Consider the following 24,194-nt stretch of genomic DNA (forward strand, 5'->3'; position numbering starts at 1 on the left):
GGGGATGTAAGATGTCCGAGTCAGAGGGGGCCGAAGTCGGGGGGGGGGATGCGGTGTCTCGTTGCCGATTCGTAGGCGGCAGCGATGGCGATCAGGATGGGCTCGCTGAAGGGGCGCCCCATGAGATCGAGGCCGACCGGAAGTTTGGCGGCGACGGGTCCGATCAGTTTGGACGCGGGTTCGGTCTCACCGGGTTCGGCGTAGTAGCCGGTGGCGGGGACGGGCGGCGAATCCGGATCCAACACGCGGTCCCACACTTCGGTGGTGTAGCCGGCGGGGACGGTGAGGGTGGGAAAACCCTGGGCGCCGAGGAAGGACCAGACCAGCGGCCGACCATTTTTGCGCGGCACATTGGGCGACCCGAGCTTGGGGGGCGGGATGTTGTTGGTCGGATAGAGGATGGCGTCGAGCTGCAGGTCGGCCATGGCGTGCTGCACGATGTGGCGCACGGCGTAGCGCCGGTGGAGGCGATCACGGGTGTCGAGGTCGGTGTCCTTGTTGTTGCGTTCGAGGGAACGCTTGCGGTCGCCGAAGCGATCATCGTCGAAGAAGGTGCCCGTCTCGATGAGATCGGTGGTGGTCTTGATGCGCGCGTCGCCGCGGCGAGCGAGCTCGAGGTCCTGGATGAGGCGGGTGGCGCCTTTGGTGCGGTTGTTCCCGAGATCCCGAATGGTGAGTTTTGCCGGGACGCGGGTCGGATCGAGCGCAAGCTCAACGAGGGTGGCGATGCGGTCGGTGGTGGCTTTGCCGTCCTCGCCGACGGGAAAAAGCTCGGGATAGTCCTTGGCGAAATCGGGCGTGTAGAGGAGGTCGAAGTTTTGACGAATGTAGGGGGTGAGAAGGTCGCCCTCGCCGGGATCAACAATGATGGCGCCGAGCGCGCGCAGGTCGGCGATGGCCTGTTCGATGAGTTCGATCGAAGCGTGGTCCTCGGCGGTGAAGAGCTCCGGGTGCATGTATTCGCGGAGCACGCCGATGCGCACGCCGTCGAGCCGGCGGTTGTTGGCGTAGGGCGCGTAGGCCTCGGGCATGCGGCCGGCGCCGCCGGCGCTCATGCCATCCTTGGGGGAATAACCGGCGATGACCTCCAGCACCCGGGCTGCGTCGCCGACGGTGCGGGCGATGGGCCCGGTGCGGGTGTTGATGCCGTAACCGAACATGCCGTGGCGCGGCACGAGTTCCTGCGTGGGGGAGATGCCGACCGCGCTGTTGTAGGAAGCGGGGCCGCGGATCGAGGTGCCGGTTTCTTCGCCGATGGCGACGGTAACGAGGTTGGCGGCGACGGCGCTGCCGGAACCGGAGGATGAACCCATGGGACTGCGCTCGGTGTCGTAGGGGTTGTTGAGCGTGCCGTTGAAGGAGCTGCGCGGAATGCCGCTGGCGTATTCGCCCATGGTGGACTTGGCCAGGATGATGGCGCCGGCGTCGCGCAAGCGTTGCACGAAGACGGAATCCTCCGGCGGCCGGTCGTTCGCGTAGGGCACGGTGGCGGCGGAGGTGGTGCGCAGATCGAAGGTGTCGAACTGGTCCTTGATGGCAAAAACGACGCCGTGCAGCGGGCCTTTGAAGCGCCCGGTGGCGGCGAAATAGGCGTCGAGCTGCGCGGCGGTTTCGAGGGCGTCGGGCATGGCCGGGTCATCGTCGACCGCATCGGTGAGCGAACGCGCCATCTCGGCCGGAAAGCCCCAGGCGGCCAGGGTCGCCGGGCGCAGGTTGAGCGTGGCGATGGAGTTGATCTTGCCGCTGTGCGGGATCGTCTCGATGCGGCCGAGCTTGCCCTCGGGTTCCGCGACACCGGGGCCGTTGTAGGCCTTGATGCGCGTGAGGTAGGCTTTGACCAGATCGGTGGCGGTGAGCTCACCGGAGAAGTAGGCACCTTGGATCGATTCGATCGTGGCCTCTTCCAGTTCGAACGCGGCCGAAGCCGTGAAGGGTAGGCCGGCGGCAAGAGCAAGGCCGGCGAGAAAACGGAGGCGTGCAAATGGCACGGATCGCGGAGCAGTCATCGCCACCGGGGCGAGCAGCCGACATGCCCCGGTCGGCCCGCGAGGGCGCGGCTTGAGCGAGGTGAAGGGAATTCAAACGCCGCGCGACGGCGTCCAGTTCGGCTCAGCGGCGATCGCCCAGCGATGACCGGCTATCGATGATCGGTCGTTCCGGGCTGGCGACGGCGGGCACAAACAAACTCTCCTGCAGCTCGGTGGCCACCGTCAGATCGGGCAGGCAAGCCAACGCGGTGCGGAACTTGCCGGCGTCGCGCCAGGCACGGATGGGAAGGGTGGGCAGAACGACCGTGCGGTATGCGAGGTTGGCGGCGCAGGTCGGTTGCCGACGGCGACGTTCCGCGGCGAACAACTGGTGGGTTTGCCGCACCGCCTCACGCAACACCAACGTATCCGTTTCGTGGTGACTGAAGTGGAACGCGAGATTGTGCGAATGGGTTTCGCTCGATTCCCAGAACAAGTGGCTTTCGCACCGGAGCGTCTGACCGCTGGAGTCGCGCTGGACGACGGTCAAAAAGGTCACCGCCGTTTCGCCGGCAAGATCGACAGCTCGTTCGCAGTGCAGGACCTGGGCGGCGGTTCCGGTATTCATGCAGGATGAACCATAACCGATGTGGGTCCACTTTGTCTGTCGGACCATGCCGAAAATTCATGTAGGGTTTTGCCCTACACGGAAGGCTCAGGTTACGAACCGGTTACGCTCACTGCACCAGATCGCGCCGATCCACCCATCGCACGGCATGGCGCACCAGTTCCACCGCGTCCTCCAGCCCGAGTTTTTCCTTAATGCGCGCGCAGTAGGCCTGCACGGTCTTGATGCTGATGGAAAGTTCGTCGGCGATGCGGCGGGTGCTCACACCGCTGCCGAGCATGCGGAAGACTTCCAGCTCGCGATCGCTCAGACTGTCGATGGCGGCTTGGTCGGAGTTGCCGCCGAGCATGCGTTCGGTGAGGCGGGTGAGAATCGGACGGCTGGCGAAAAATTCACCGGCGGCGACTTCGCGCACGGCGTCGATGATGCAGTCGGTCGGCTCACGTTTGGAAACGTAACCCCGGGCACCGGCGCGCACGGCGCGTTCGACGTAGAACATCTCCTCGTGCATTGAAAACACCACGACGCGCACCTGCGGCAGTTGTTCGCCAAGGTCCTTGATCAGATCGAGGCCGGAGCTGCGCTGCAGGGCGAGGTCCACGATGGCGACGTCCGGCGGATCCGTGCGCATCGACGCCAAGCCCTCCCGGGCGGTGGCGGAGGAGCCGATGACGTCAAACTGGGCGGTTTGATTCAACAGGTTCGAAAGCCACTCGCGAACCATCGGATGGTCGTCGACCAGAAAGATGCGGAGGGTGTCGGTGGCGGTCATGCGGCGAAAGATCAGGCGGCTTGAGAGACCAGCGGCACCCGGCATTCGAGTTGGGTGCCGGCACCGGACGGGGAAGGAGAAAGGAAGCGGAGCGTGCCGCCCATGAATTGGGCCCGTTGGTTCATGATTTGCAGACCAACACCCTCCACGTCGGAGGCCTCGGAGGCTTCAACTGAGGCGGGCAGCCCGAGTCCCACGCCGTCGTCGATGACCTGCAGTTCCGCATGGGTGGATTGCACGGTCAGTTGCACATCGATGTGCGTCGCCTCGGCATGACGGAGGGAGTTTCGCAGCGCTTCTCGCGCGATGTAGAAGAGGTGCGAGCTGGTGGTCGCGTCCAGGGTGTCGACTGGACCGGAAGTATGCAGTCGGCAGGGGATGTGAAAGTTTTCGGTGGCGGTGGACAGGAGTTCCTCGAGTTCGAGTTCCAATTGTCCGGCGGACACGCTGTCGAGCAGCAGGCCACGGGCGATGCGGCGGGTTTGCGTGATGCCGTCGCGGATGAGCGACTCCACCTGATCGGCCGAACCGGCGAGGGCGTCGTCACGGGTTTTTAGTTGGGTGCTCAGAATGCTCGCCGCCATGGCGGTGGCGGCGAGGTGTTGACCCAAGCCATCGTGCAGGTCGCGACCGATGGCGGCGCGTTCGCGCACGCCGGCTTCGAGGAGACGATGCTGCAATTTTTCCCGGGCGGCGGTCGCTTGGTTCAGTGCCTCGGTGCGGGCCTTGACACGTTCCTCCAGCTGCCGACTCATCACGATGAGTTCGTGAATCAGGACGGCGATGCACCAGAACATCACCAGGGTGCTCACGCGATTGGAGGCGAGGCGCATTAGGTTCGCGTCGGCGAGGTAATAGTCGGGATTCAGCCATAGGTTGGCCACGTCACTGAAAACGCGCAGCGCAGTGATGACCACCGAGACTGAAATGCCCCAACCCAGACCCAACCAGCTGACGGCCAGGACCAGGGGCACGAGGTTAAAAGCCAGGTTGCCGAACGATCCTCGAGCCGCGACGTAGCTGGCGGCGAAGACCAGACAAAGGCCCAGAACGATGGTGATGGATCTCGCCCGGCTATGAGTGGGCGGTCGAATGAGGAGGGAAAAAAGCTGCGTGCGCATCGGGGTCAGGGGTAATTGGCACCGGAGCAGGCCACATGCCTTTGCTTTGCAAACCGCCTCAGTCGCGAGCGACATGAATATAATTCAACCGTTGGGTGGGTGGTTTGTGTTGGGTTCATTTCGAGCTGGGTGGAAGGCAGATGGCGGCGGGTTCAGGGGCGTCGGCGTTCGAACTGCACCGTGCGAGTCACCGTGGCCTGGGTCGGTTTCTTCTCGCGAAGGGGCGTGCTGAAGCGCCAAGCATGGATCTCACTCATGACGGCGGACCCGAAGGCGGGATTGCTGGCGTAAACGACGGCGGGCACGCGGACCCAGCCGTCCGAGTCCACGACGAACTCGATCACCGCCTCGCCGGCGTCGACGTGGCCCCGCAGTTCGTCCGGATACCCCGGGAAACGGCCGGCGATCATTATCAGAGGCGCATCCAAATCCTCCTCCGGGTGCGTGCTGAGGCCGGCGGCGAAGGCGTCGCCGGACCGATCAAAGGCGGTGCGGGCGGCGTCGCGTTGGGTGCCGGACATGATCACCCCGCGACGTTCAAACTCGAAAGTGCGCGTGTCCCGGCGTTCGCGGGCGCCAAATTCCGCGGCGTTGAGGCGCCACTGCGGCATCACCGCGAGCACGGCTTCGCCAAAAGCCGGATGACTGGCGGCGAGCACGATGCGGTCGGTGATGATGCCCGCATCGTCGAAGGTGTAGGCCACGATGGCGTAGCCGCCCTGCAGGGCCGTGGGTCGCAAGGCGAAGGGAAACTCCGGTGCCACGTAGTGGGCCCAACCGGACTGAAACTCGACCTTGCCCTCCACGGCGGGAGCCAGGATTCGCGGGCGGCTCGGCGACGCGTCCTCGAGCTGGTCCGATTGACCCGCCGCCGCCGCGACCGCCACCCAGCAAGGCAGCGCGCGCCAACAAGACCCGCGGGAAAGAGACGCAGCCGACATGGTGAAAGCGGGGTATCAACGCGGCCGATACCAGTAGGTGTTGGGGGCGTCTTTGAAGAGCTTCTTCGGGATCATCGCATGCACGCCTTTGGTGCCGTCGACCACTTGGGTGACGCGGAAATTGATGCCAATCGAGGTCAGCGCGTAGGCGCGGAGAAAGTCGTAGCCCTCGCGCTCCTTGAGGAACTCGATCGTCTCAATCGTCGCCTTGCGCATGGCCAGGTCGAGGTCCTCGTCGAGGCCGAAGGTCAGGTAATGGTCAGGCGTCTCGGCGCGCGGACCGGTGAGGGTCTTGCCCTTGTGGAGGATGAACTGAAAGGTGGCGGTATTGGCGGTCTCGATGGCGTTGATCGTCACCTCGCCGTCGCCTTGCGCGGCGTGGCAGTCGCCGGTGTAGAACAGGGCGCCTTCCTGGAACACGGGCAGGTAGAGCGTCGCGCCGTTCGTGAGTTCGCGGCAATCAAGGTTGCCGCCGAAGAGCCCGGGCGGACCGGACCGACGGTAGGGGGTGAGATCTTCGTCAGGCGGGCAGGTGCCCATCACGCCATTGAAGGGCATGAGCGGCACCTCAACGTTGTCGGTGAACACGCCGGCGTTGCGGTAGAGATCGAGGTGCACGACGAAGCCGAAGGGAATCGGCACGAGGTCCGGCAACCCGCCGCGACCCGGGCTGCCCCCGACGGTCCCGTAGGTGATGCGCGGCGTCACGTTGAGAATCCGCACCTCGAGCGAGTCGCCCGGTTCGGCGCCCTCGATGTAGATGGGACCGTTGATCAGGTGGCCGCTGGGGATGCCTTCGGCTCGGGGCGTCTCGGCCAGGACTTTGATCGTCTCACTCAGCGCCGGCATGTCGGCGATGCGGCCCTTGATGTCGTTGGCGGCGAGCCACGTATCCGGATCGTCATCACGCCAGCGCTGGCCGCCACCGCCGTCGATGGTCACGATGTCGCCGGACTGGATGCGCAGGACGGGTGCCTTCTCTTTGGAAAAGTGGCCAATGATGGCGTTCTCCGGTGTGAACGGCACGTGGTATTCGGCGGCGGCGGCGCTGATGGCGCCGCCACAGGTAAGCAGGACGAGAGACGAAGTGAGAAGTCGGGTAGTGCGGTGCATGATGAGGAGAGTCACGGGATCTTTTCCCAGATGAAGACGGAGCTGATTTCGCGGCCGTCCGGGCCGGAGCGCGGCGGCGTGGCGAGGGAAAGGCGTCCGGCGGGATCGAAGGAATAGGCGCGGGGCGCGGCCTCGCCGACGCGGGCTTGGTTGAGGTCGCCGTCCTTGATGTGCAGGATGTGGCCGGAGGCCGGCACGAGTTTCCACCAGCCGAAGTAGCTGGAGAAGCCTTCGGCGCTGGAGCCGGCGGTCGCATCGCGGCCGGAACGGACGATCTGCACAGAGAGCCGACCATTGGGGGCGTAGACCAATTGGCCGGATTCGGGGACGCGAGGGGACGGCGTTTCAACACCGGTGGCGACGTCGCGGGTGGCGATGCCGACGAGTTTCCAGGTGCCCGTGAGCTTGGCCCGCAGGCTGTCGGGCAGGGGTGGCGTGTGGGGCGGCGGGATCCGGTAGGGGTTCGCCTGCTCGTAAGCGTAGGCGTAACCGATGATGCGGGACTCGTCCCAAGCACGGCCAAGGATCTGCAGTCCGAGCGGCAGGCCTTCGGCGCTGAGGCCGCAGGGCACGGAGAGGGCGGGCCATTGCAGCATGCTGCCCACAAACGTGAGGCTGGCGCGTGATCGGGTGACGCCGCGGCCGGGGGCGGGCACGGGCTCCGCGCCGATCTGGGTGTTGCGGTCGCCGGTCAGCGACGGGAGCTGCGCCCAAGTGGGGAAGACGAGGGCGCCGACGCCGGCGGCGTCCATTTCCCGACGAAAGGCGGCGCGGAACTGTTCCTCGTGCTGACGCCCCTGCACCGTGGCCGGGGTTTGGTCGGGCGGCAGTTCGTCCACGGCGTTCTCGACGCTGACCTGGTGCAACGGATGCAGCAGGCCGGATTCGGCTATGTCCTTGATCGATGGATACGGCACACCCGGATGCAGCGAGATCCAGCGGGTCAGGTCGGCCTTGAACTGAGCGCCGGTCTGCGGTGGTCGTGGCAGGGTGTCGAGTTCCGGGACGATGAAGGGATCGACGAGCTCGGCGCCGGCGGCGCGCAATTCGGCGAGGGTTTTTTCGAAGTTGGCCAGCACCTGCAGGTCGGTGACCTCGGGCCGGAAGACCTGGCGCAGGACCCCGAGTTTGACGCCTTTGAGCGCGTCGCGATCCAGTGCGGCGAGGTAGGTGGTCGGGATATGACCGGCGTTGCGGGCGGTGGCGGTGTCGACTGGATCGTTGCCCGTGACCATGGCGTCGAGCAACAGCGCCATGTCGTGCACGGTCCGCGCCATGGGGCCGGCGGTGTCGCGGACACCGTCGAGGGGCACCACGCCGGTGCGGGAAACGAGGCCGACGGTCGGTCGCAGCCCGGCGAGCGCGTTGTGGGCAGCAGGCATGCGCACGGAGCCGCCGGTATCGGTGCCGACCCCGATCACGCCGTAGCTGGCGGCGAGGCCGGCGCCCGTGCCGCCTGAGGAACCACCGGTGTTGTAGGCGAGGTGGTAGGGGTTGCGGGCGAAGCCGGGCAGGACCGAGTTGATGTTGTCGGCGCCGCCCTTGGCGAATTCGGACAGGGAGGTCTTAGCGATGACGATGCCCCCGGCCGCCTTGATGCCGGCGACGAGCGGGGCGTCGGTGGGCGGCACGTAGTTTTTCCAGCCTTGGAAGCCCGAAGTCATCGGGACACCGACGACGTCGAGGTTGTCCTTCAAGAGGATCGGGATGCCGTGCAGGGGGCCGACAAATTCTCCGGTTTGAGCGAAGTGTTCGTCCTGGGATTGGGCGACCGCGAGCGCGTCGGGCGCGACATTGACGACGGCGTTGAGGTAGGGACCGGTCTTGTCGAAGGCGGCGATGCGATCGAGGTGGGCCTGCACGACCTCGACCGCGGTGGTGGTGCCGGCGCGGTAGGCGGCGTGCAGCGATTCGACGGTGGCCTCCTCAACCGGATAGGTGCTGGCGGCGAGACTGCCTAGGCACAGACCGAGGGCAACAAAAGCCCGCGAAACACCCGCAAGGGTCCGGATGGCCAGCAACGTCTGGGAGGATGGATTCATGACGGGCTCCTGCGGGTGTTTCTCGGGCAAGGTGGGAGGCTACAGGCGGTCGGTGGACAGCTTCGGGGTGTTGACCGGCAAGGTGACCGGCTTCGTGGCCAGTTCGTAGTCGTAGGCCATCGCCAGCAGGCGGCCTTCGGTGAACGCGCGGCCCATTAGGGAGAAGGTCACGGGCAGGCCGCGTTCGCTCATGCCGCAAGGCACGACCAGATCGGGGAAGCCGGTGATGTTGGCGATGTTGAGCGGACCGCCACCGCCACCGCGCGGTTGATCCGGATCAGGCTCGATCAAGGACACCGGCGTGGGCGAGGTCGGGTAGAGCAGTGCGTGCAGGTTGTGGTTCGCGAAGACGCCTTCCATCGCGGTGCGGACCATGGCCATGCCGTTGTCGCGGGTGGCGACGTAGACCGGATCGGTCAGGAGCAGGGCGGTCTCGGACTGGTAGTTGAGGCCGACCGCTTTCTGCGGTGAGCGGTAGCCGGTGGCGGGGTCGTTGGCGAGGCGGGCGAGGTCGTAGATGGTTTTCGGATACGCCGGGCCGGTGGTGGCGAGATAGTCGGCGACCTGGCCCTTGAACTCGGCGGAACGCACCAGGTTGTAGAGCGGCTGGCGCAGCGCCTGGACGGGCGGCGGGATCTGGATGTCGTCGATGATGATGGCGCCGAGTTCCTGCAGTTTGGCGATGGCGGCGTTGACGGCGGCGTCGACCTGCTCGTCCTTGCCGAAGAACTCGCGGGCGATGCCGATGCGGGCTCCCTGCAGTCCCCCCGGTTTGAGATAGGTCGTGTAGTCTGGGGCGGCCCGACCGGTGCCTTTCAAGGTGGAGGCATCGTCCGGATCGATCCCGGCCATGACCGTGAGCGCGGCGGCGATGTCGTAGGTGCTGCGGGCGAGTGGTCCAACGGTATCGAAGCTGAGCGCGAGCGGCACGACGCCGTCACGGGAGACGAGACCGTGGGTGGTCTTGAGGCCGAAGACCCCGGCGGCGTTGGCCGGACCGCGGACGGACGCGGCGGTGTCAGTCCCGAGGCCAAACTGACCGAAGACGGCGGCGATGCCCGCGCCGGTGCCGCCGGAAGAGCCGGCCGGACCCCGGGTGAGAACGTGCGGGTTGCGGGTCTGGCCACCGGCACTGGAAAAGCCGTTGGGCACGCGGCCCTTGGCGGCGATTTCAGGCGGCGCGCCGCTGGTGGAACCACCGCCGCCGGCCCACTCGGAGAGATTGACCTTGGCGATGAGGATCGCGCCGGCGTCGAGCAGCTTCTTGGCCACGAAGGCCGTGTCGGGTGGCAGGTTGCCATCGAGGAGTTGGGAACCCGCGGTGGTGGGAAGACCGAGCACGTCGATGTTGTCCTTCAACAGCATGGGGATGCCGTGCAGCGGACCCCGCACGTGACCGGCGGCGCGCTCAGCATCCAACGCCTTGGCGTCGGCGAGCGCGTCCGGGTTGAGGAGGATCACCGCGTTGATGTTCGGCCCCTGCTTGTCGTAGGCGGTGACGCGGGCGAGGTAGGCCGCGGTGACCTTTTCGGCCGTGAGGGATCCGTCGGCGTAGGCCGCCTGAAGATCGGCGATGGTGGCGGTGGTGAGGTCCAGCTCCGCGCGGAGCGTGGACAGCAACAGCAGCGCGGCGGCGGCGAGACAGGAGAAGCGAGGAGAACGCATGGGAAGAGTTTCGCAGGGTTAGCGGCCGGGACGGATGACGTCGGGTTTGGGTGTGTCGGGTGTGAGCGGCGGCTGCTTCTTGTGCCACTTGGTCGCGGCCTCATAGGCGGCGGCGAGGGCGAGCACCTGGTCTTCGCGCCAGTGTTTGCCGGCGATCATGAGGCCCACGGGCAGACCGTCCTCGCTGAAGCCGCAGGGAATGGAGATGGCCGGCGTGCCGTAGAGGTTGAAGGGCGAGCAGTTGGAGGTGACCCACGGATCCTTGGGATCGGTGTCGTAGCGCCGGGTCAGGAGGTCATCCAATTTCCACGGCAGGATGCGATGGGTGGGGACAATCACGAGGTCGACACCCTGTTCATCGAAGGCGTCGTCGATGGTGCGACGCAGGAGTCGGTTGGCCCACATGCCCTTCACGTAATCGACGGCCGTGCCGCCACCGTTTTTCTCGGCGTTTTGCAGGGAACGACGGTGCGGCAGCATGTAGGAGCCGGGAGAGGCCTTGATGGTGTCCTCGTGCCAAGCGAGCGCTTCCGACAGGGACGCGAGCGGACGTTCGGCGGGCGGCAGATGCATGTCCTTCACCGAAGAGGTGAGGCCCTTGATCACTTCGACGGCGGCCCAGAAATTGCGGGCGACTTCCGGATCGAGGTGATCGGTGAAGCCGGCTGGCAGCCCGATTTTGAGACTTTTGACGTCCACCGCCTGCATGGTTGCGACGTAGTCCTCCTCAGGGCGCTCGACGCTGAAGATGTCGAGTTTGTCGTAACCGGCGAGGACGTTGAGCATGATGGCGGCGTCCATCACGGTGCGGGTCATGGGGCCGGCATGATCGCGCGAGGCGACGAGAGGGATGATGCCGCGAATCGGCACGAGGCCGTAGGTGGCCTTGAGGCCAACGATGCCGGAGAAGGAAGCCGGCATGCGGATGGAACCGCCGGTGTCGGTGCCGATGGCGCCGTAGGCGAGGAAGGCGGAGATGGCGGCGCCGGAACCGGAGGAAGAACCGCCGGTATTGTGGGCGAGGTTCCACGGGTTGCGGGCGGGGCCGTAGTAGGAGGTGTCGCCGCCGCCCATGGCAAATTCCTCCAGGTTGGTTTTGCCGATGATGACGGCACCGGCGTCGACCAGCATGGTGACGATGGTGGCGTCTTCTTCCGGGAAGCGGCCGGCGAACAGCAACGAGCCACCCGTGGTGCGGGCGTTGGCGGTGTCGACGTTGTCTTTCAGCGCCACGGGCACGCCGTGCAGCGGACCGCGGAACTGGCCGGCCTTGGCCTCGGCGTCGAGTTGGGCGGCCTGCGCGAGGGCCTGGTCCTTCATCACGGTGATGTAGGCATCGAGCTTGTCGTTGTAAGTCTCGATGCGGGCGAGGACGGCCTCGGTGAGTTGCGTCGAAGTCACTTCACCGGCGCGAACCTTGGCGGCGGCGTCGGCGAGAGTGAGAAACGGGAGGTCGGCATCGGCGGCGCGAGCACCAAGGGTGAGCGTGGAGAGGAGGAGGGCGAGCGAAAGGAGGCGGCGCATGGCGGTGCGGGGAGAAAGGAAAAGATAGAGCGGATAGAGAAAGATGGCCTTCGGCCTTAACGGCCGGGAGTGACGACCGGCGGTTTGGGCGTATCGGGGGTGAGCGGCGGCTCCATCTTGTGCCATTCGGTCGCGGCCTCGTAGGCGGCGGCGAGGGCGAGCACGGTGGACTCGGACCAGTGCGGACCCGCGATCATGAGACCGACCGGGAGGCCGTCCTCGCTGAAACCGCAGGGGATGGAGATGGCGGGCAGGCCGAAGATGTTGAACGGGCTGCAGTTCGAAGTGACGCGCGGGTCGCGCGGTTTGGTCTCGTAGCGGCTGGTGATGAGGTCATCCAGCTTGGGCGGCAGTATCCGGTGAGTGGGGACAATGACCAGATCGACGCCGGCGGCGGTGAAGGCGTCGTCGACGGTGCGGCGCACGAGTTGGTTTTCCCACATGCCCTTCACATAGTCGACGGCGGTGCCGCCCTGGTTCTCGGCGAGACCCTGCAGGCGGCGGCGTTGCGGCAACTGGTAGCTGTTGGGGGAGACTTTAAAATAGTCCTCGTGCCACGCGAGGGTCTCGGCGCTGCCGGCCAGCGGGCGCACGGCGGGCGGCAGAGCCATTTTCTTGGTGCCGGCGGTGAGGCCCTTGATGACTTCAACGGCGGCCCAGAAATTGCGGGCGACCTCGGGTTCGAGGAAATCGTAGTAGCCGGCGGGCAGGCCGATCTTCAGGCCCTTCACGTCAACCTGCTTCATGCCGGCGACGTAGTCCTCCTTGGGGCGCTCCACGCTGGTGATGTCGAGTTTGTCGTAGCCCGCGAGCACGTTGAGCATGATGGCGGCGTCCTCGACCGTGCGGGTCATGGGGCCGGCGTGATCCATGGAAACACGCAGCGGGATGATGCCACGGATCGGCACGAGACCGTAGGTCGCCTTGAAGCCGACGATGCCGGAGAAGGAGGCGGGCATGCGGATGGAGCCGCCGGTATCGGTGCCAATGGCCCCGTAAGCGAGGAAGGCGGAGATGGCGGCGCCGGAACCGGAGGAAGAACCGCCGGTGTTGTGGGCGAGGTTCCAAGGATTGCGGGACGGGCCGTAGTAGGACGATTCACCGCCGCCCATGGCGAACTCCTGCAGGTTGGTTTTGCCGATGATGACCGCGCCGGCGTCCTTCATCATCGTGACGATGGTCGCGTCTTCCGCGGGGAAGCGGTCGGCAAAGAGCAACGAGCCGCCGGTCGTCCGGGCATCGGTGGTGTCGACGTTGTCCTTCAGCGCGATCGGCACGCCGTGGAGTGGACCGCGGAAGGTGCCGGCCTTGGCTTCGGCATCGAGCTCGGCGGCCTGGGCGAGCGCCTGGTCCTTCATCACCGTGATGTAGGCGTCGAGTTGGTCGTTGAAGGTCTCGATCCGAGCGAGCACGGCCTCGGTGAGTTGGGTCGAGGTCACCTCGCCGGAACGGACCTTGGCGGCGGCTTCGGCGAGGGTGAGTTTGGCGAGATCGGCGGCGTGGGTCGCGCTCGTGAGCGCAAAAAGCAGGACGGTGGCGAAGGTGAGACGGAGGTGGCGCATGGTGACGGCGGGGAGAAAGAGAAAGATAAAGAGGAAAGAGAAAGATGGCCTTCGGCTTATATCGGCGGGCGTTGCCAGCCGCCGGAGTGCGCTTCGATGCGTTTCGCGACGGCGAGGGCGATGTCTTCGCGCCAAGGTTTGGCGATGATCTGCACGCCGATGGGCAGGGCCTTGCCGTCGGTCGAGGTGCCGGCGCGCACGACGACGCCGGGCCAGCCGGTGCAGTTGAAGGCGCCCATGTAGAACCAGGAACCGGGCACAAAGATCTGGCCGGAGCGGTCGATGGGGTCGGCAGGGTTGATCGCCACCGGGCAGATCAACACGTCGTAGTCGGCGAACCAGTGCAGCAGCTGCGACTTCGCGAGGTCCTGATCCTCCCACGCCTGGACGTAGTCGGCGCTGGAAACCGGCTGCATGCCTTTGACCCGTTCGGTCACGCGCGGGGAAAAGTTCTTCGTGTCCCACTTGGCGGCCAAACGGGTGTAGAAGGACCACGCGTCACCGTTGGTGAGGCGGGAACGGGCGTCGTCGAGTTGGCGGAAGATGGCGGTGGGGGCGTCCTGGGTGACGGAGGCGACCTGCGCGGCGAGACCGTCGACGGCGGCGGTGACGGTCGCCTGAGTATCGGTATCCGGATCAGCGATACCGTTGCTGGCAAACCAGGCGAGTTTGAGCGACGATACGTCGACGGCGGACGGATCGCGCCAAGGCACGGGGGCGCAGGCCGCGTCGCGGAAATCGGGGCCGCTGATGATGGGCGTGACCAGTTCAAGGTCTTCGACCCGACGCGCCATGGGCCCGAGTTGCTGCCACAGGTCGAGGGTGCCGCCGTAGCCGACAATGTGACCGGTGCGAGGCACGCGCACGGAGGTCGGTTTGATGCCCGCGATGCCGTTGTTGTGGGATGGGCCGCGAATGGAGCCGCCCCAATCGGAGCCGATGTCAAAGGCGGCGCCGCCGGCGGCGACGATGGCGCCGGCGCCGCCCGACGAACCGCTGGTGGAGCGGGTCAGGTCGTAGGGATTGTGCGAGGTGCCGTAGAGGATGTTGCTGGTGGAGTTGATCCCGCCGAGACCGCCGAGGGTGAACTCGGGGGTGTTGGTTTTGCCGAGCAGGATGGCGCCGGCGGCGCGCAGACGGGCCGCCACCGTGGCGTCCTTTTCCGGGACGTATTGTTGGCGGCCGAAGGTGCCGCCGGTGGAGATGACGCCAGCGGTGTCGATCGAGTCCTTGAGGGTGATGGGCACGCCATGGAGCGGCCCCAACCATTCGCCCTTGGCAGCGAGCGCGTCGGCCGTCTTGGCCTCGGCCCGGGCCCGGGCGTAGCAGTTCATGACGACCGCATTGAGCCGGTCGTTCACCGCGAGGTGACGGGCGATGTAGGCTTCGACCGCTTCGGCCGCGCTGATTTTTTTGGCGCGGATGAGGCCGGCGAGTTTGGTCGCCGACATGAAGATCAACTGGTTCTCCGGATCGGTGGAGGCGGCGCGGGCGGCGGCCGCGGAGAACGCGGCGGTGGCGAGGCTGAGGAACTGGCGGCGAGAGGCGACCATCGGAATTCGGGGAGAAAGAGAAAGATAAAGAATGAAGAGAAAGATCCCCGCTCAGAGCGGGGGGCGGATGTAACCGCCGGATTGGGACTCGATGTGGGTGAGGGCGGCCATGACGACGTCGTCGCGCCACGGTTGGGCGACGACCTGCACGCCGATGGGCATGGCATCGACCGCGGTGGTGCCGACGCGCACCACGCCCGCCGGCCAGCCGGTCGTGTTGTATTGGCTGGTGTAGGAGTAACCCGAGCGGTTGCGGGGGCGCTCGGCGTCGTGGCGGATTGGGCCGCTTTGCGAAGCCGGGCAGATGATGAGGTCGTATTGTTCGAACCAGGCGAGTTGCTCAGACTTGATCGCGTCCATCTCTTCGCAGAGGCGGGTGAAGTCGGCGCTGGGCAGTTCGTCGCCGCTGAGGCGGAGACCGGGCGAGGCTTGCTTCGTGCCGTGTTTGGCGAGCAGGCGACGCATGTGTTCGCGGCCGTTGGCGTTCGAGAATGCGGAGCGGACCTCGCCGAGTTCCTTCATCTTGGGCGGGGCATCGGCGGTTACGGTGCAGCCGAGGGCCTTGAACATGTCGACCGACTGCTGCACGACGGCCTGCACCTCGCTGGTCGGATCGACCTGGCCATTCGTGAGGTAGTAGCAAACGCGGAGCTTTTTCAGGTCGACCTTGGCCGGATCGCCGAGCGGCACCGGGGCCATGGCGCAATCCCAGTCATCGGGCCCGGTGATAATGGGCATGATGAGGGCGAGGTCTTCGGCCCGGCGGGCCAGCGGGCCGATCTCCTGCCAGTTGTCGAAGGGGCCGCCATAGCCGACGATGTGACCGGTGCGCGGCACGGTGCCGTAGGTCGGTTTGATGCCGGCGATGCCGTTGGCGTAGGCGGGGCCGCGGATGGAGCCGCCGTAGTCCGAGCCAATGTCGAAGGGGGCGCCGCCGGCGGCGACGATGGCACCGGCGCCGCCCGAGGAACCGGAAGGTTGGTAGGCGGTGTTGTAAGGGTTGGAGGTGAGGCCGTAGACGAGGTTGACGGTGCCCTTGCCGCCGCCACCGAGCGTGAACTCGGGCGTGTTGGACTTGCCGAGGAGAATGGCACCGGCGTCGCGCAGGCGTTTGACCACCGTGGCGTCAGTGCCGGGCACGAAGTCCTTGCGTCCGAGCGTGCCGCCGGTGGAAACGACCCCGGCGGTGTCAAAGGAGTCTTTGATGGTCATGGGCACGCCGTGCAACGGGCCGAGCACCTTGCCGCGGGCGAGGGCGCGGTCGGCCTCGGCGGCTTCAAAGAGCGCGCGTTCGGCGCAGAGGGCGACGACGGCGTTGATCTGCGGATTGACCGCCTCGATGCGGGCGAGGTTGAGCTTCACGGCCTCGGTGGCGGAGAGCTGCTTGTCGCGGATCATCGCGGCCAGTTTGGTGGCCGACATGTAGAGCGGGTCGGTTTCTTTGTCCGAGGATTTTGGATACTTCGCCATGTTGGCGGCGCGCAGGCGGGAAGGCAGGGCGGAGGCGAGGGCGAGCGCGGCGGCGCCGGCGCCGGCGTGGCGGAGGAAGGTGCGGCGGGAAGTCGAATTCATGTCGGATGTGTGATGTTTGATGTCAGATGTAAGGGGTTAGACCGGCGGGCGTTGCCAGCCGCCGGACTTGGCTTCGAGGACCTTGGCGAGGGCGAGGCAGATGTCCTCGCGCCAGGGTTGGCCGATCACCTGCACGCCGATGGGCAGGGTGCCGTCGGCGGAGGTGCCGCAGCGCACGACCACGGAGGGCCAGCCGGTGCAGTTGAAGGAACCGTTGTAACTCCACGAGGTGCCGCCGCCCCAACCGCCGCCGCCCTCACGGTCGATCTCGTTGGGCGGGGCGCCGGAGACCGCGCAGAGGATGGCGTCGTAGCCGGAAGACTTGAACCAGTGCAGCAGTTTGGACTTGGCGGCATCCTGACGCTCCCAGGCTTCGACGAGGGCGGCGCTGGAGAGGGGCGGTTGCGTGCCGATGCGTTCCTTGCGGGAAGGCGAGTAGTTCTTGGTGTTCCACTTCTCGACGAGGCGCAGGTAAAAGGCCCAACCGTCGCCCGAGGTCATGTCGCGACGGGCGGCGGCGAGTTCGTTGAGGAGCGCGGTCGGTGTATCCTCGGTCACGCTGGTGACTTCACCGTCGAGCCAGGTGGCGGCCTGTTTGACGGTGTCGCGAACATCCTGAGTGTTGTTGGGCGAACCGTTGTCGCCGAAGACGGCGACCTTCAGGCCGCCGATGTTGACGGTGGCGGGGTCGCTCCACGGCACCGGGGCGCAGGCGACGTCGCGGAAGTCAGGACCGGCGATGATGGGCGTGATGAGTTCGAGGTCGGCGACCCGGCGGGCCATGGGACCGAGCTGCTGCCAGTTGTCGAAGATACCGCCGTAGTCGACGATGTGACCGGTCCGGGGCACGCGGACGGAGGTGGGTTTGATGCCGGCGATGCCGTTGTTGTTCGCGGGACCCCGGATGGAGCCGCCCCAGTCGGAGCCGATGTCGAAGGCGGCGCCGCAGGCGGCGACGATGGCGCCGGCGCCACCGGACGAGCCACTGGTCGAGCGGGTCAGATCGTAGGGGTTGTGCGAGGCACCGTAGAGCAGGTTGCTGGTGGTGCTGATGCCGCCGAGTCCACCGAGGGTGAATTCAGGGGTGTTGGTCTTGCCGAGCAGGATGGCGCCGGCGGCGCGCAGGCGGGCGGCAACGGTGGCATCCTTTTCGGGGACATACTGCTGGCGGCCAAAGGTGGCGCCGGTGGAGATGACGCCAGCGGTATCGATCGAATCCTTGAGGGTCATGGGCACGCCGTGGAGCGGCCCCATCCATTCGCCTTTGGCCGCCATGGCGTCGGCGGCTTTGGCTTCGGCGCGGGCCCGGGCGTAGCAGTTCATGACGACGGCGTTGAGTCGGTCGTTCACCTCGAGGTGGCGAGCGATGTAGGCCTCCACCGCCTCGGTGGCGCTGACCTTTTTGGCGCGAATGAGGCCGGCCAGTTTGGTGGCCGACATCTCAATCAACGCGGTGGCGGGATCGTCGGTGGCGCGGAGGGTGGATGCGGCGGCGGCGGTGAGGGCAGAGGTGGCGAGGCGGAGGAAGTTTCTACGTGATGCGACCATGGCGGGAATTTTCGATTTTGGATTTGGGAATCTCGATTGCGGGGCAGCCGTGATCAGTGGGTGTCGAAGACGGCTTGGTAGGGGGCGAGGGCGGCCCGGATGGCCGTGAGTTCGGTGTCGGTGGGAGCGCGCGGATCGCGAGCGGGAGGCAGGGCGCCAAATTTGAGCAGGCAGGCCATGAGGAGGATGCGCGCCTTGGTGGCGGTCATGTTGTTGGCCTCGATGCGCAGGTTGCGCGGGTTGCCCTGCATGTAGCCATGGGCGTCGCCGCGGGCGGCCTGCACGACGGGGAAACCGGAGAGGGCAACCAGGTCCAACGCGGCCTCAATGGGCGCGACGGCGCTGCCGTAGGGGGCGAGGCCTTCGTTGACGATGCCGGCCAGGCCACGGTCGGCGAGGAAGGCGTCGAGCTGGGCGAGAATGGCGACCTCGTCGGACGGATCGGCCGTGGCGTCCTGGGTCGTTTGCCAGCGGGAGGACTTGACGAAGGTCACGTTGGGCATGGCGCTGCCGAGGAGGCGTCCATCCGCGTCCTTGGTGGCGTAGGGCACGCGGGTGAGGCCGGAGTCGGAGCGTGCAATCACGCTGACGGAAGCCGGTAGCAGTGAGAGGCGGACATCGGAGCGATGGGTGCTGCGGCGGACGGACAGGAAGGAGAGCCGCGGTCCGTAGTCGGTGGAGCCAACCACGCCGCCGTGGCCACCGGTGGTGACGTAACCGCCGGGGCGGGCGTCGCCCTTCTGGACCTCGCGGGCGTTGAAGACCTGCTGATCCTGTATCATGATCGCCCCTACACGGTCGTGGCCGTGCTCGTCGGCCCATACGCCGGAGACGATGTAGTTGATGGAGTCGACGATATTGGCGTCACCGTCGGCGCTCACGAGTCCGCGCATGCGCTGGGCGGCGTTACCGATGAGCGGCTTGTCGGTGTCGATCAATAAGCCCAGCCAGTAGATCGTGTCTTCGACGCTGGGGCTGCCCTCGAGCCAGACCGCGCCAGCGTAGTCTCCGCCAGCGAGGGCGGCCTGCACAACGTTGGTGGCGCGGGCGAGGTGCTGGCGGGAACCGGAGGCGCCATAGGGGCCGTAGGTGAAAAAGTCCTCACCGAGTGTCTCGGGCGGGATGTCGCCCTCACCGAAGTCGGTGCGGGCGGCGGCAGGCAGTCCCTTGGTGTAACCGCCGGCGGGGGCGGGGCGATAGAAGTCGTAGTCGGCGAGCGCGTAGATCTCGCCGCCGTTGCGTTCGATTTCCTCAAAGATGCGTGAGGCGTTGGGATAGAAGGTCTGGCGGGACTGGCTGAACGGAGCGCCGCGAAAGGCGGCGGTGCTGTCCCAGGCGGAGCCGTCCTTTTGCCGACCCATGTAGGGCAGCGGGTAGAGGCCGTCCGCGGGCAGAAGTTGCACGGCGTAGACCGGCTTGTCGGTCGCTGCGCGACGGGTGGGCGAGAACGTGCCGTCGGCGGCGACGTAACCGTCGGGCGCGGCGTAGAGTTCCGCCACGTCGCTCTCCAGTGGGTGGGCGGTGAACATCTCCACGTAAACCGTGGCGGGGGCGGCGAGGCGTTGCGGGTAGAGCAGGTCGAAGGCGAGAGGCTGACCGTCGGCGCCGGTGCGCAGCGGCAAGCCATGCGCGGCGCGGGCCTTGTTGCTGGTGATGAGCGGTCGGCTGTTTTGGATTGTGGCCGTTGGGCCGGAAAACACCGCGATCCGCGGCTTCTCGGCGGCTCCGAGACCCGTTGCGAACGGTAGGCTGAGGAGCGTGAGGAGCGGGAACGGGGAGCGCATGGCGGTCTTAGTAGCTGAGGACTTCGATGCCGAGCAGGGGAGTCGTCGGCGGCAGCAGGCGTTGCGGGTGCGCCTGTTCGTAGGCGTAGGCGAGCTTGAGCAGGGTGGCCTCGCTGAAGCGGCGCCCGAGGAATTCGATGCCGACCGGCACGCCGTCGGTGTTGATGCCGGCGGGCACGGTGAGGGTGGGCAGGCCGGTGACGGTGGAGATGCGGTTGCCAGTGCCAGCGGTGGTGCTGCCGCCGGGATTGGGCGGATTAGGGGCGTTGCCGCCGTCGACGACGGATTCGGCGATGGTGCGGACGGGCGTGGTTTCGTGCGGATAAACGAGCGCGTCGAGCTGCCAGCGGTCCATGAGCTCGTGGACAAAATTGCGCGCCATGGCGCGGCCTTTGTAGAGGCCGAGGTAGGCGGCGTTGTTGGTCAGTTCCCCGGCGTTCTGCTCTTCCTGATAGCGATCCTTCAGGCGGCCGAGAATGCCGCCGGAGGCGACGAGCTCGGGCAGGCTTTGGTAGGGAAAGCCGTCTTCGCGTAGCGCGAAATAAAACTCCATGGCGGCGCGGTTTTCATAGCGCCCGTAGTTGGTGTTGCGGAGGATGGTCCAGAGGTCGGCGTTGACGGGCAGTGGATCGATGATGATGGCACCGGCTTCCTTCAGCTTGGCGATGGCGGCATCGACCAAGGCGACGGCGGAGGCATCTTCTTCATCGGAGCCGAAGAGCTCGCGCACGACGCCGATCCTCGCTCCCTTCAAACCGTCCTTTTGCAGGCTGGAGAGGTAGTAGTCGGACGGGGTGTGTCCGAGTCCCTCGTAGGAGAACAGGTCCGCCGCGTCGGTGCCGGCCATGACGGCCATGGCGACCGCGGCGTCGGTCACGCTGCGGGCCATGGGACCGGCGCGATCGTAGGTGATGGAAATCGGAATGATGCCGCCGCGGGAGACCAGACCCTGCGAGGGCGAGAAACCGACCAAGTTGGCCTTGGTCGACGGATTGCGGATGGAGGAGCCGGTCTCGGTGCCGAGGCCGATCCAGGCGAAGAGTGCGGTGACGCCGACCGCGGAACCGCCGGACGAACCGCCGGGGATTTTGGCCAGATTGTAGGGATTGAGGGTCTGGCCGCCGAGGGAGGAGGTGCCGGTGGCGCCGCGGGCGAATTCGTCGAGGTTGGTCTTGGCCAGGATGATGGCGCCGGCGGCGCGGAGGCGGGCGACGGTGAAGGCGTCGCGGGCCGGGGTCAGGCCTTCCAAGGCCTTGGCGCCGCCGGTGGTGGGCAGGTCGAAGGTGTCATAGTTGTCCTTCACCAGGAAGGGCACGCCGTGGAGCGGTGAACGCGGGCCTTTTTCGCGACGTTCGGCATCGAGTTCGCGGGCGATCTCAAGGGCGCGCGGGTTGAGGGTGAGGATGGCGTTGAGTTTGGGTCCGGCTTCGTCGTAAGCCGCGATGCGATCGAGGCAGACCTGCACCACGCGTTCGGCGGTGAGGCCGTCATCGTAGGCCTCCTGCAAATCAAGCACGGTGGCGGTGCTCAGATCGATCTCGGCCGCGGTCGCGAGGCGGAACGTCGTAAGGAGCAGGCAGGTGAAGGCGAGTCGGCGCATGGCGGGTGTAATGCGTTGATCAATACTCGCGGAAGATGCGGGAGATCTCGGCGAGTTCGGTGGTCTGGGTGAGGGCGAGTTGCAGGAGCGTGCGGGCCTTCTCGGGCGGAAGGTTGTCGCCGGGCACGATGTTGGCCTCACGGCGCCGCGGGGTGTCCTGCACCCGGCCGCCGTGGGTGCGGGCGGTGGCGACGACAACGATGCCGAGCTCTTGGGCGCGCTTGATGGCTTCGGTTTGGGCGGAGGTCGGGCTGCCAGCGCCGGTGCCGTCGACCACGATGCCCTTCACGCCCTGTTCGACCATGGCGTCGATGAGGTAACCGGGCGCTTCGGTGTAGGCGTAGACGATCTCGACGGGCGGGAGCTCGGCCGGAAGGGCGGCGATGTTGAACTCCGACTGCGTGGTGTGCCGCCGCAGGGGTGCGCGGTAGAAGGTGATGGCATCGGAATCGGTGTAGCCGAGCGGGCCGAGGTCGGTGCTTTGGAAAGTCTGGACGCGGTAGGCGATCGTCTTGGTGACGTCACGCGCCGGATTGATGGTGTCGTTCATCACGTGCAGCACGCCGAGGCCCGAAGCCGCCGGGGTGGCGGCGACGCGCACGGCGTTGATGAGGTTGAGCGGTCCGTCGCCGCTGATGCCGGTCCACGGCCGCTGCGAGCCGACGAACACCACCGGCTTCGAGATGGCCACGGTGAGGTTCATGAAGAACGCGGTCTCGGCCATGGTGTTGGTGCCGTGGGTCACGACGATGCCGTCAACGGTGTCATCGTCGGCGAGTTCCTGGAGGCGTTGGGCGACCTTATACCATTGGCTTACGGTCATGCCGCGCACGCCCGGTTCCTGGCGGAAGTCCTCGGCGGTGACATCGGCGAAGTCCTGCAACTCCGGCGTTTCGTCGAGCCATTCCTGCGGCTCGACGCGCATGCCGTCGCCACCGTAGTTGGTGAGGTTCATGCGGGTGTCGCCCTTGCTGGCGATGGTGCCACCCATCGAGATGAGGGTTACGCGCGGCTTGGCGGCGAGGGGGGCGGCGAGGGTGAGCAACAGGCTCAGCGCGGCGAACGAGCGGAAGGCAAGGTTGGTCAAAGTGCCCCGGGTGGCATCTGACACCCCCGGGGCTATCTCTGAACTACAAACGAACTTAGCTATTACCTTTCCAGCCCGGCAAAACCGCGGTGGAAATTCGAAACGAGTTGGGCAGAATAGGGATACGAGTGGAAACATGGCGGCATTCGGCTGGCGGACTTCGGAGACGCTTGGGTGCACTCAAATCGGGGGGCGTTGGTAGCCGCCGGAGCCGGCTTCCACGACGTAGGCGGCCGCCAGGGCGAGGTCTTCGCGGAAAGGTGGGGCGAGCAGCTGCACGCCGATGGGCAACCCTTCCGGGCTCGTGCCGACGCGCACCACGGTGCCCGGCCAGCCGGTGTTGTTGTAGGTCGCGGTGTAGTTGATGTTACCAGTGGCGCCGAAGCTGGCGTCGAGGTCGTCGGGCCACGGTTCGGCGGGGGTCGGCAGCACCGGGGCGAGCACGAGGTCGTAGCTTTGCAGCCATTGCAGCAGCTTGGAGCGGTTGACGTCCATGAGCTCGGCCAACTCGGTGAAACGCTCGACATCGCATTGCCCTTCCTCGCTCAGTCCGACCACGGGGGAGACCTGTTTGGTGCCGTAGCCTTCAAGCAGACGACGCACCCAGGCGCGGCCATCGGCGGAGGACAGCTCGCCGCGGAGTTCCTGGGATTCGCGATGCAGCTCTGTAGGGCAATCTTCAATACAGGTGACGCCGGCCGCCTCGAGAATGGCGACGGCCTTCCGGACGGCGGCGGCGGTTTCGGGGGTGACCGGATCCTTGCTGCCGTTGTCGGTGTAGTAGGCGACCTTGAGCTGTTTCAGATCGACCTCGGCGGGAGGCAGCCAGGGCGCCGGCACGATGGCGGCGTCGAGATAATCGGGGCCGCGAATGAGGTCGCCGAGCAGCTCGAGATCCTCGACCCACCGGGCGAGCGGGCCGACGGTTTGCATGGGATCAAAATAGCCGCCGTAGCCCACGATGTGACCGGTGCGCGGCACACGGCCAGTGGAGGGTTTCAGACCGGCGATGCCACAACAGTGCGCGGGATGGCGCACGGAGCCGCCGAAGTCGGTGCCAATGTCGAAAGGGGACCCGCCGGCCGCGATGATGGCCGCGGCGCCGCCCGAAGATCCGCCCGGCTGATGGCCGTGCCGGTAGGGGTTGTGGGTCGCGCCAAAGAGCAGGTTGGTCGTCTTGAACGACATGGTGAGCTCGGGCGTGTTGGTTTTGCCCATGAGGATGGCACCGGCCTGCCGCAGGCGGGCGATGGCGGTCGCGTCCTTGCCGGGGATGTGGTTCTTGCGGCCCAGGGTGCCGCCGGTGGAGACGATACCGGCGGTCGCCAAGGAATCCTTCACCGTGAAAGGCACGCCGTGGAGCGGTCCGAGCACGGTGCCCTTGGCCAACATGGCGTCGGCTTCGGCAGCTTCGGCCAGGGCGCGCTCAGCCGTGAGGAGGACGACGGCGTTGAGCGTCGGGTTCACCGCCTCGATGCGAGCGAGGTAGGCCTGGGTGAGTTCGAGCGAGGATATCTGCTTGGCCTGCACCATGGCGGCGAGGCGTTTGGCGGAGGTGTAAAGGATGTCGTCGGGAATGCTGGCGCGCACGGCGCCGGCCTGGGCCCGAAGGCGGGTGGCGAGCAGGGTGACGGCACTGGCGGCACCGAGTTGGCCGAGAAAGCGGCGGCGGGAAGCGAGTCTCATTTTGGAAATGCTGAATGCTGAAATCTGAA

General features: G+C 66.5%; 17 protein-coding genes. All 17 read right to left on the reverse strand.

Annotated features, from left to right (window positions below):
• Window positions 1–20: 20 nt before the first annotated feature.
• The 17 genes from AC0MRV_RS17015 to AC0MRV_RS17095 all read right to left on the reverse strand — a co-directional run bounded on the left by AC0MRV_RS17015 (window position 21) and on the right by AC0MRV_RS17095 (window position 24,165).
• Window positions 21–1,988 carry an amidase gene (locus AC0MRV_RS17015; RefSeq protein WP_472765703.1) on the reverse strand — a complete coding sequence of 656 codons (1,968 nt, stop codon included), beginning with the start codon at window positions 1,986–1,988 and terminating at the stop codon, window positions 21–23.
• Window positions 1,989–2,109: 121 nt separating this feature from the next.
• On the reverse strand, window positions 2,110–2,595 hold the full coding sequence (locus AC0MRV_RS17020; protein ID WP_472765704.1) for a hypothetical protein: 486 nt from the start codon (window positions 2,593–2,595) through the stop codon (window positions 2,110–2,112).
• Between the two features lie 109 nt (window positions 2,596–2,704).
• Window positions 2,705–3,367, reverse strand: a complete 663-nt coding sequence (locus tag AC0MRV_RS17025; RefSeq protein WP_472765705.1) for a response regulator transcription factor — start codon at window positions 3,365–3,367, stop codon at window positions 2,705–2,707.
• Window positions 3,368–3,378: 11 nt separating this feature from the next.
• Window positions 3,379–4,488, reverse strand: a complete 1,110-nt coding sequence (locus AC0MRV_RS17030) for a sensor histidine kinase (protein WP_472765706.1) — start codon at window positions 4,486–4,488, stop codon at window positions 3,379–3,381.
• A 152-nt stretch (window positions 4,489–4,640) separates the two neighbouring features.
• The gene (locus AC0MRV_RS17035; protein ID WP_472765707.1) at window positions 4,641–5,429 is read right to left on the reverse strand and encodes a TonB family protein; all 789 of its coding nucleotides are present in this window, start codon (window positions 5,427–5,429) and stop codon (window positions 4,641–4,643) included.
• Between the two features lie 15 nt (window positions 5,430–5,444).
• Entirely contained in the window at window positions 5,445–6,542 is a 1,098-nt protein-coding gene (locus AC0MRV_RS17040; RefSeq protein ID WP_472765708.1) for an acetamidase/formamidase family protein, read from the reverse strand.
• Window positions 6,543–6,553: 11 nt separating this feature from the next.
• The gene (locus AC0MRV_RS17045; RefSeq protein WP_472765709.1) at window positions 6,554–8,584 is read right to left on the reverse strand and encodes an amidase family protein; all 2,031 of its coding nucleotides are present in this window, start codon (window positions 8,582–8,584) and stop codon (window positions 6,554–6,556) included.
• A gap of 39 nt (window positions 8,585–8,623) precedes the next feature.
• On the reverse strand, window positions 8,624–10,249 hold the full coding sequence (locus AC0MRV_RS17050) for an amidase family protein (RefSeq protein ID WP_472765710.1): 1,626 nt from the start codon (window positions 10,247–10,249) through the stop codon (window positions 8,624–8,626).
• 18 nt (window positions 10,250–10,267) lie between these two features.
• Complete coding sequence (locus tag AC0MRV_RS17055) at window positions 10,268–11,773, reverse strand: amidase (protein WP_472765711.1); 1,506 nt, start codon at window positions 11,771–11,773, stop codon at window positions 10,268–10,270.
• Between the two features lie 56 nt (window positions 11,774–11,829).
• A complete protein-coding gene (locus tag AC0MRV_RS17060; RefSeq protein ID WP_472765712.1) occupies window positions 11,830–13,335 on the reverse strand; it encodes an amidase in 1,506 nt (501 codons plus the stop codon).
• Between the two features lie 56 nt (window positions 13,336–13,391).
• Entirely contained in the window at window positions 13,392–14,888 is a 1,497-nt protein-coding gene (locus AC0MRV_RS17065) for an amidase (RefSeq protein WP_472765713.1), read from the reverse strand.
• Between the two features lie 51 nt (window positions 14,889–14,939).
• Window positions 14,940–16,460, reverse strand: coding sequence for an amidase (locus tag AC0MRV_RS17070; RefSeq protein WP_472765714.1), 1,521 nt, complete (start codon window positions 16,458–16,460; stop codon window positions 14,940–14,942).
• A 36-nt stretch (window positions 16,461–16,496) separates the two neighbouring features.
• Window positions 16,497–18,008, reverse strand: coding sequence for an amidase (locus tag AC0MRV_RS17075; protein WP_472765715.1), 1,512 nt, complete (start codon window positions 18,006–18,008; stop codon window positions 16,497–16,499).
• A 53-nt stretch (window positions 18,009–18,061) separates the two neighbouring features.
• Window positions 18,062–19,792, reverse strand: a complete 1,731-nt coding sequence (locus AC0MRV_RS17080) for an asparaginase domain-containing protein (RefSeq protein ID WP_472765716.1) — start codon at window positions 19,790–19,792, stop codon at window positions 18,062–18,064.
• Window positions 19,793–19,799: 7 nt separating this feature from the next.
• The gene (locus AC0MRV_RS17085) at window positions 19,800–21,392 is read right to left on the reverse strand and encodes an amidase (protein ID WP_472765717.1); all 1,593 of its coding nucleotides are present in this window, start codon (window positions 21,390–21,392) and stop codon (window positions 19,800–19,802) included.
• Between the two features lie 19 nt (window positions 21,393–21,411).
• Window positions 21,412–22,479 carry an asparaginase gene (locus tag AC0MRV_RS17090; protein ID WP_472765718.1) on the reverse strand — a complete coding sequence of 356 codons (1,068 nt, stop codon included), beginning with the start codon at window positions 22,477–22,479 and terminating at the stop codon, window positions 21,412–21,414.
• A 180-nt stretch (window positions 22,480–22,659) separates the two neighbouring features.
• Window positions 22,660–24,165: an amidase gene (locus AC0MRV_RS17095; RefSeq protein ID WP_472765719.1), complete on the reverse strand. Its 1,506-nt coding sequence runs from the start codon at window positions 24,163–24,165 to the stop codon at window positions 22,660–22,662.
• Window positions 24,166–24,194 lie beyond the last annotated feature (29 nt).

Source organism: Actomonas spartinae (genome assembly GCF_051209155.1).
GTDB lineage: Bacteria > Verrucomicrobiota > Verrucomicrobiia > Opitutales > Opitutaceae > Actomonas.

Excerpts from the sequence above, each read along its gene's own strand:
- AC0MRV_RS17020 (WP_472765704.1), bottom strand. The coding sequence starts at position 2,595 with ATGAATACCGGAACCGCCGCCCAGGTCCTGCACTGCGAACGAGCTGTC.
- AC0MRV_RS17025 (WP_472765705.1), bottom strand. The coding sequence starts at position 3,367 with ATGACCGCCACCGACACCCTCCGCATCTTTCTGGTCGACGACCATCCG.
- AC0MRV_RS17030 (WP_472765706.1), bottom strand. The coding sequence starts at position 4,488 with ATGCGCACGCAGCTTTTTTCCCTCCTCATTCGACCGCCCACTCATAGC.
- AC0MRV_RS17035 (WP_472765707.1), bottom strand. The coding sequence starts at position 5,429 with ATGTCGGCTGCGTCTCTTTCCCGCGGGTCTTGTTGGCGCGCGCTGCCT.
- AC0MRV_RS17040 (WP_472765708.1), bottom strand. The coding sequence starts at position 6,542 with ATGCACCGCACTACCCGACTTCTCACTTCGTCTCTCGTCCTGCTTACC.
- AC0MRV_RS17045 (WP_472765709.1), bottom strand. The coding sequence starts at position 8,584 with ATGAATCCATCCTCCCAGACGTTGCTGGCCATCCGGACCCTTGCGGGT.
- AC0MRV_RS17050 (WP_472765710.1), bottom strand. The coding sequence starts at position 10,249 with ATGCGTTCTCCTCGCTTCTCCTGTCTCGCCGCCGCCGCGCTGCTGTTG.
- AC0MRV_RS17055 (WP_472765711.1), bottom strand. The coding sequence starts at position 11,773 with ATGCGCCGCCTCCTTTCGCTCGCCCTCCTCCTCTCCACGCTCACCCTT.
- AC0MRV_RS17060 (WP_472765712.1), bottom strand. The coding sequence starts at position 13,335 with ATGCGCCACCTCCGTCTCACCTTCGCCACCGTCCTGCTTTTTGCGCTC.
- AC0MRV_RS17065 (WP_472765713.1), bottom strand. The coding sequence starts at position 14,888 with ATGGTCGCCTCTCGCCGCCAGTTCCTCAGCCTCGCCACCGCCGCGTTC.
- AC0MRV_RS17070 (WP_472765714.1), bottom strand. The coding sequence starts at position 16,460 with ATGAATTCGACTTCCCGCCGCACCTTCCTCCGCCACGCCGGCGCCGGC.
- AC0MRV_RS17075 (WP_472765715.1), bottom strand. The coding sequence starts at position 18,008 with ATGGTCGCATCACGTAGAAACTTCCTCCGCCTCGCCACCTCTGCCCTC.
- AC0MRV_RS17080 (WP_472765716.1), bottom strand. The coding sequence starts at position 19,792 with ATGCGCTCCCCGTTCCCGCTCCTCACGCTCCTCAGCCTACCGTTCGCA.
- AC0MRV_RS17085 (WP_472765717.1), bottom strand. The coding sequence starts at position 21,392 with ATGCGCCGACTCGCCTTCACCTGCCTGCTCCTTACGACGTTCCGCCTC.
- AC0MRV_RS17095 (WP_472765719.1), bottom strand. The coding sequence starts at position 24,165 with ATGAGACTCGCTTCCCGCCGCCGCTTTCTCGGCCAACTCGGTGCCGCC.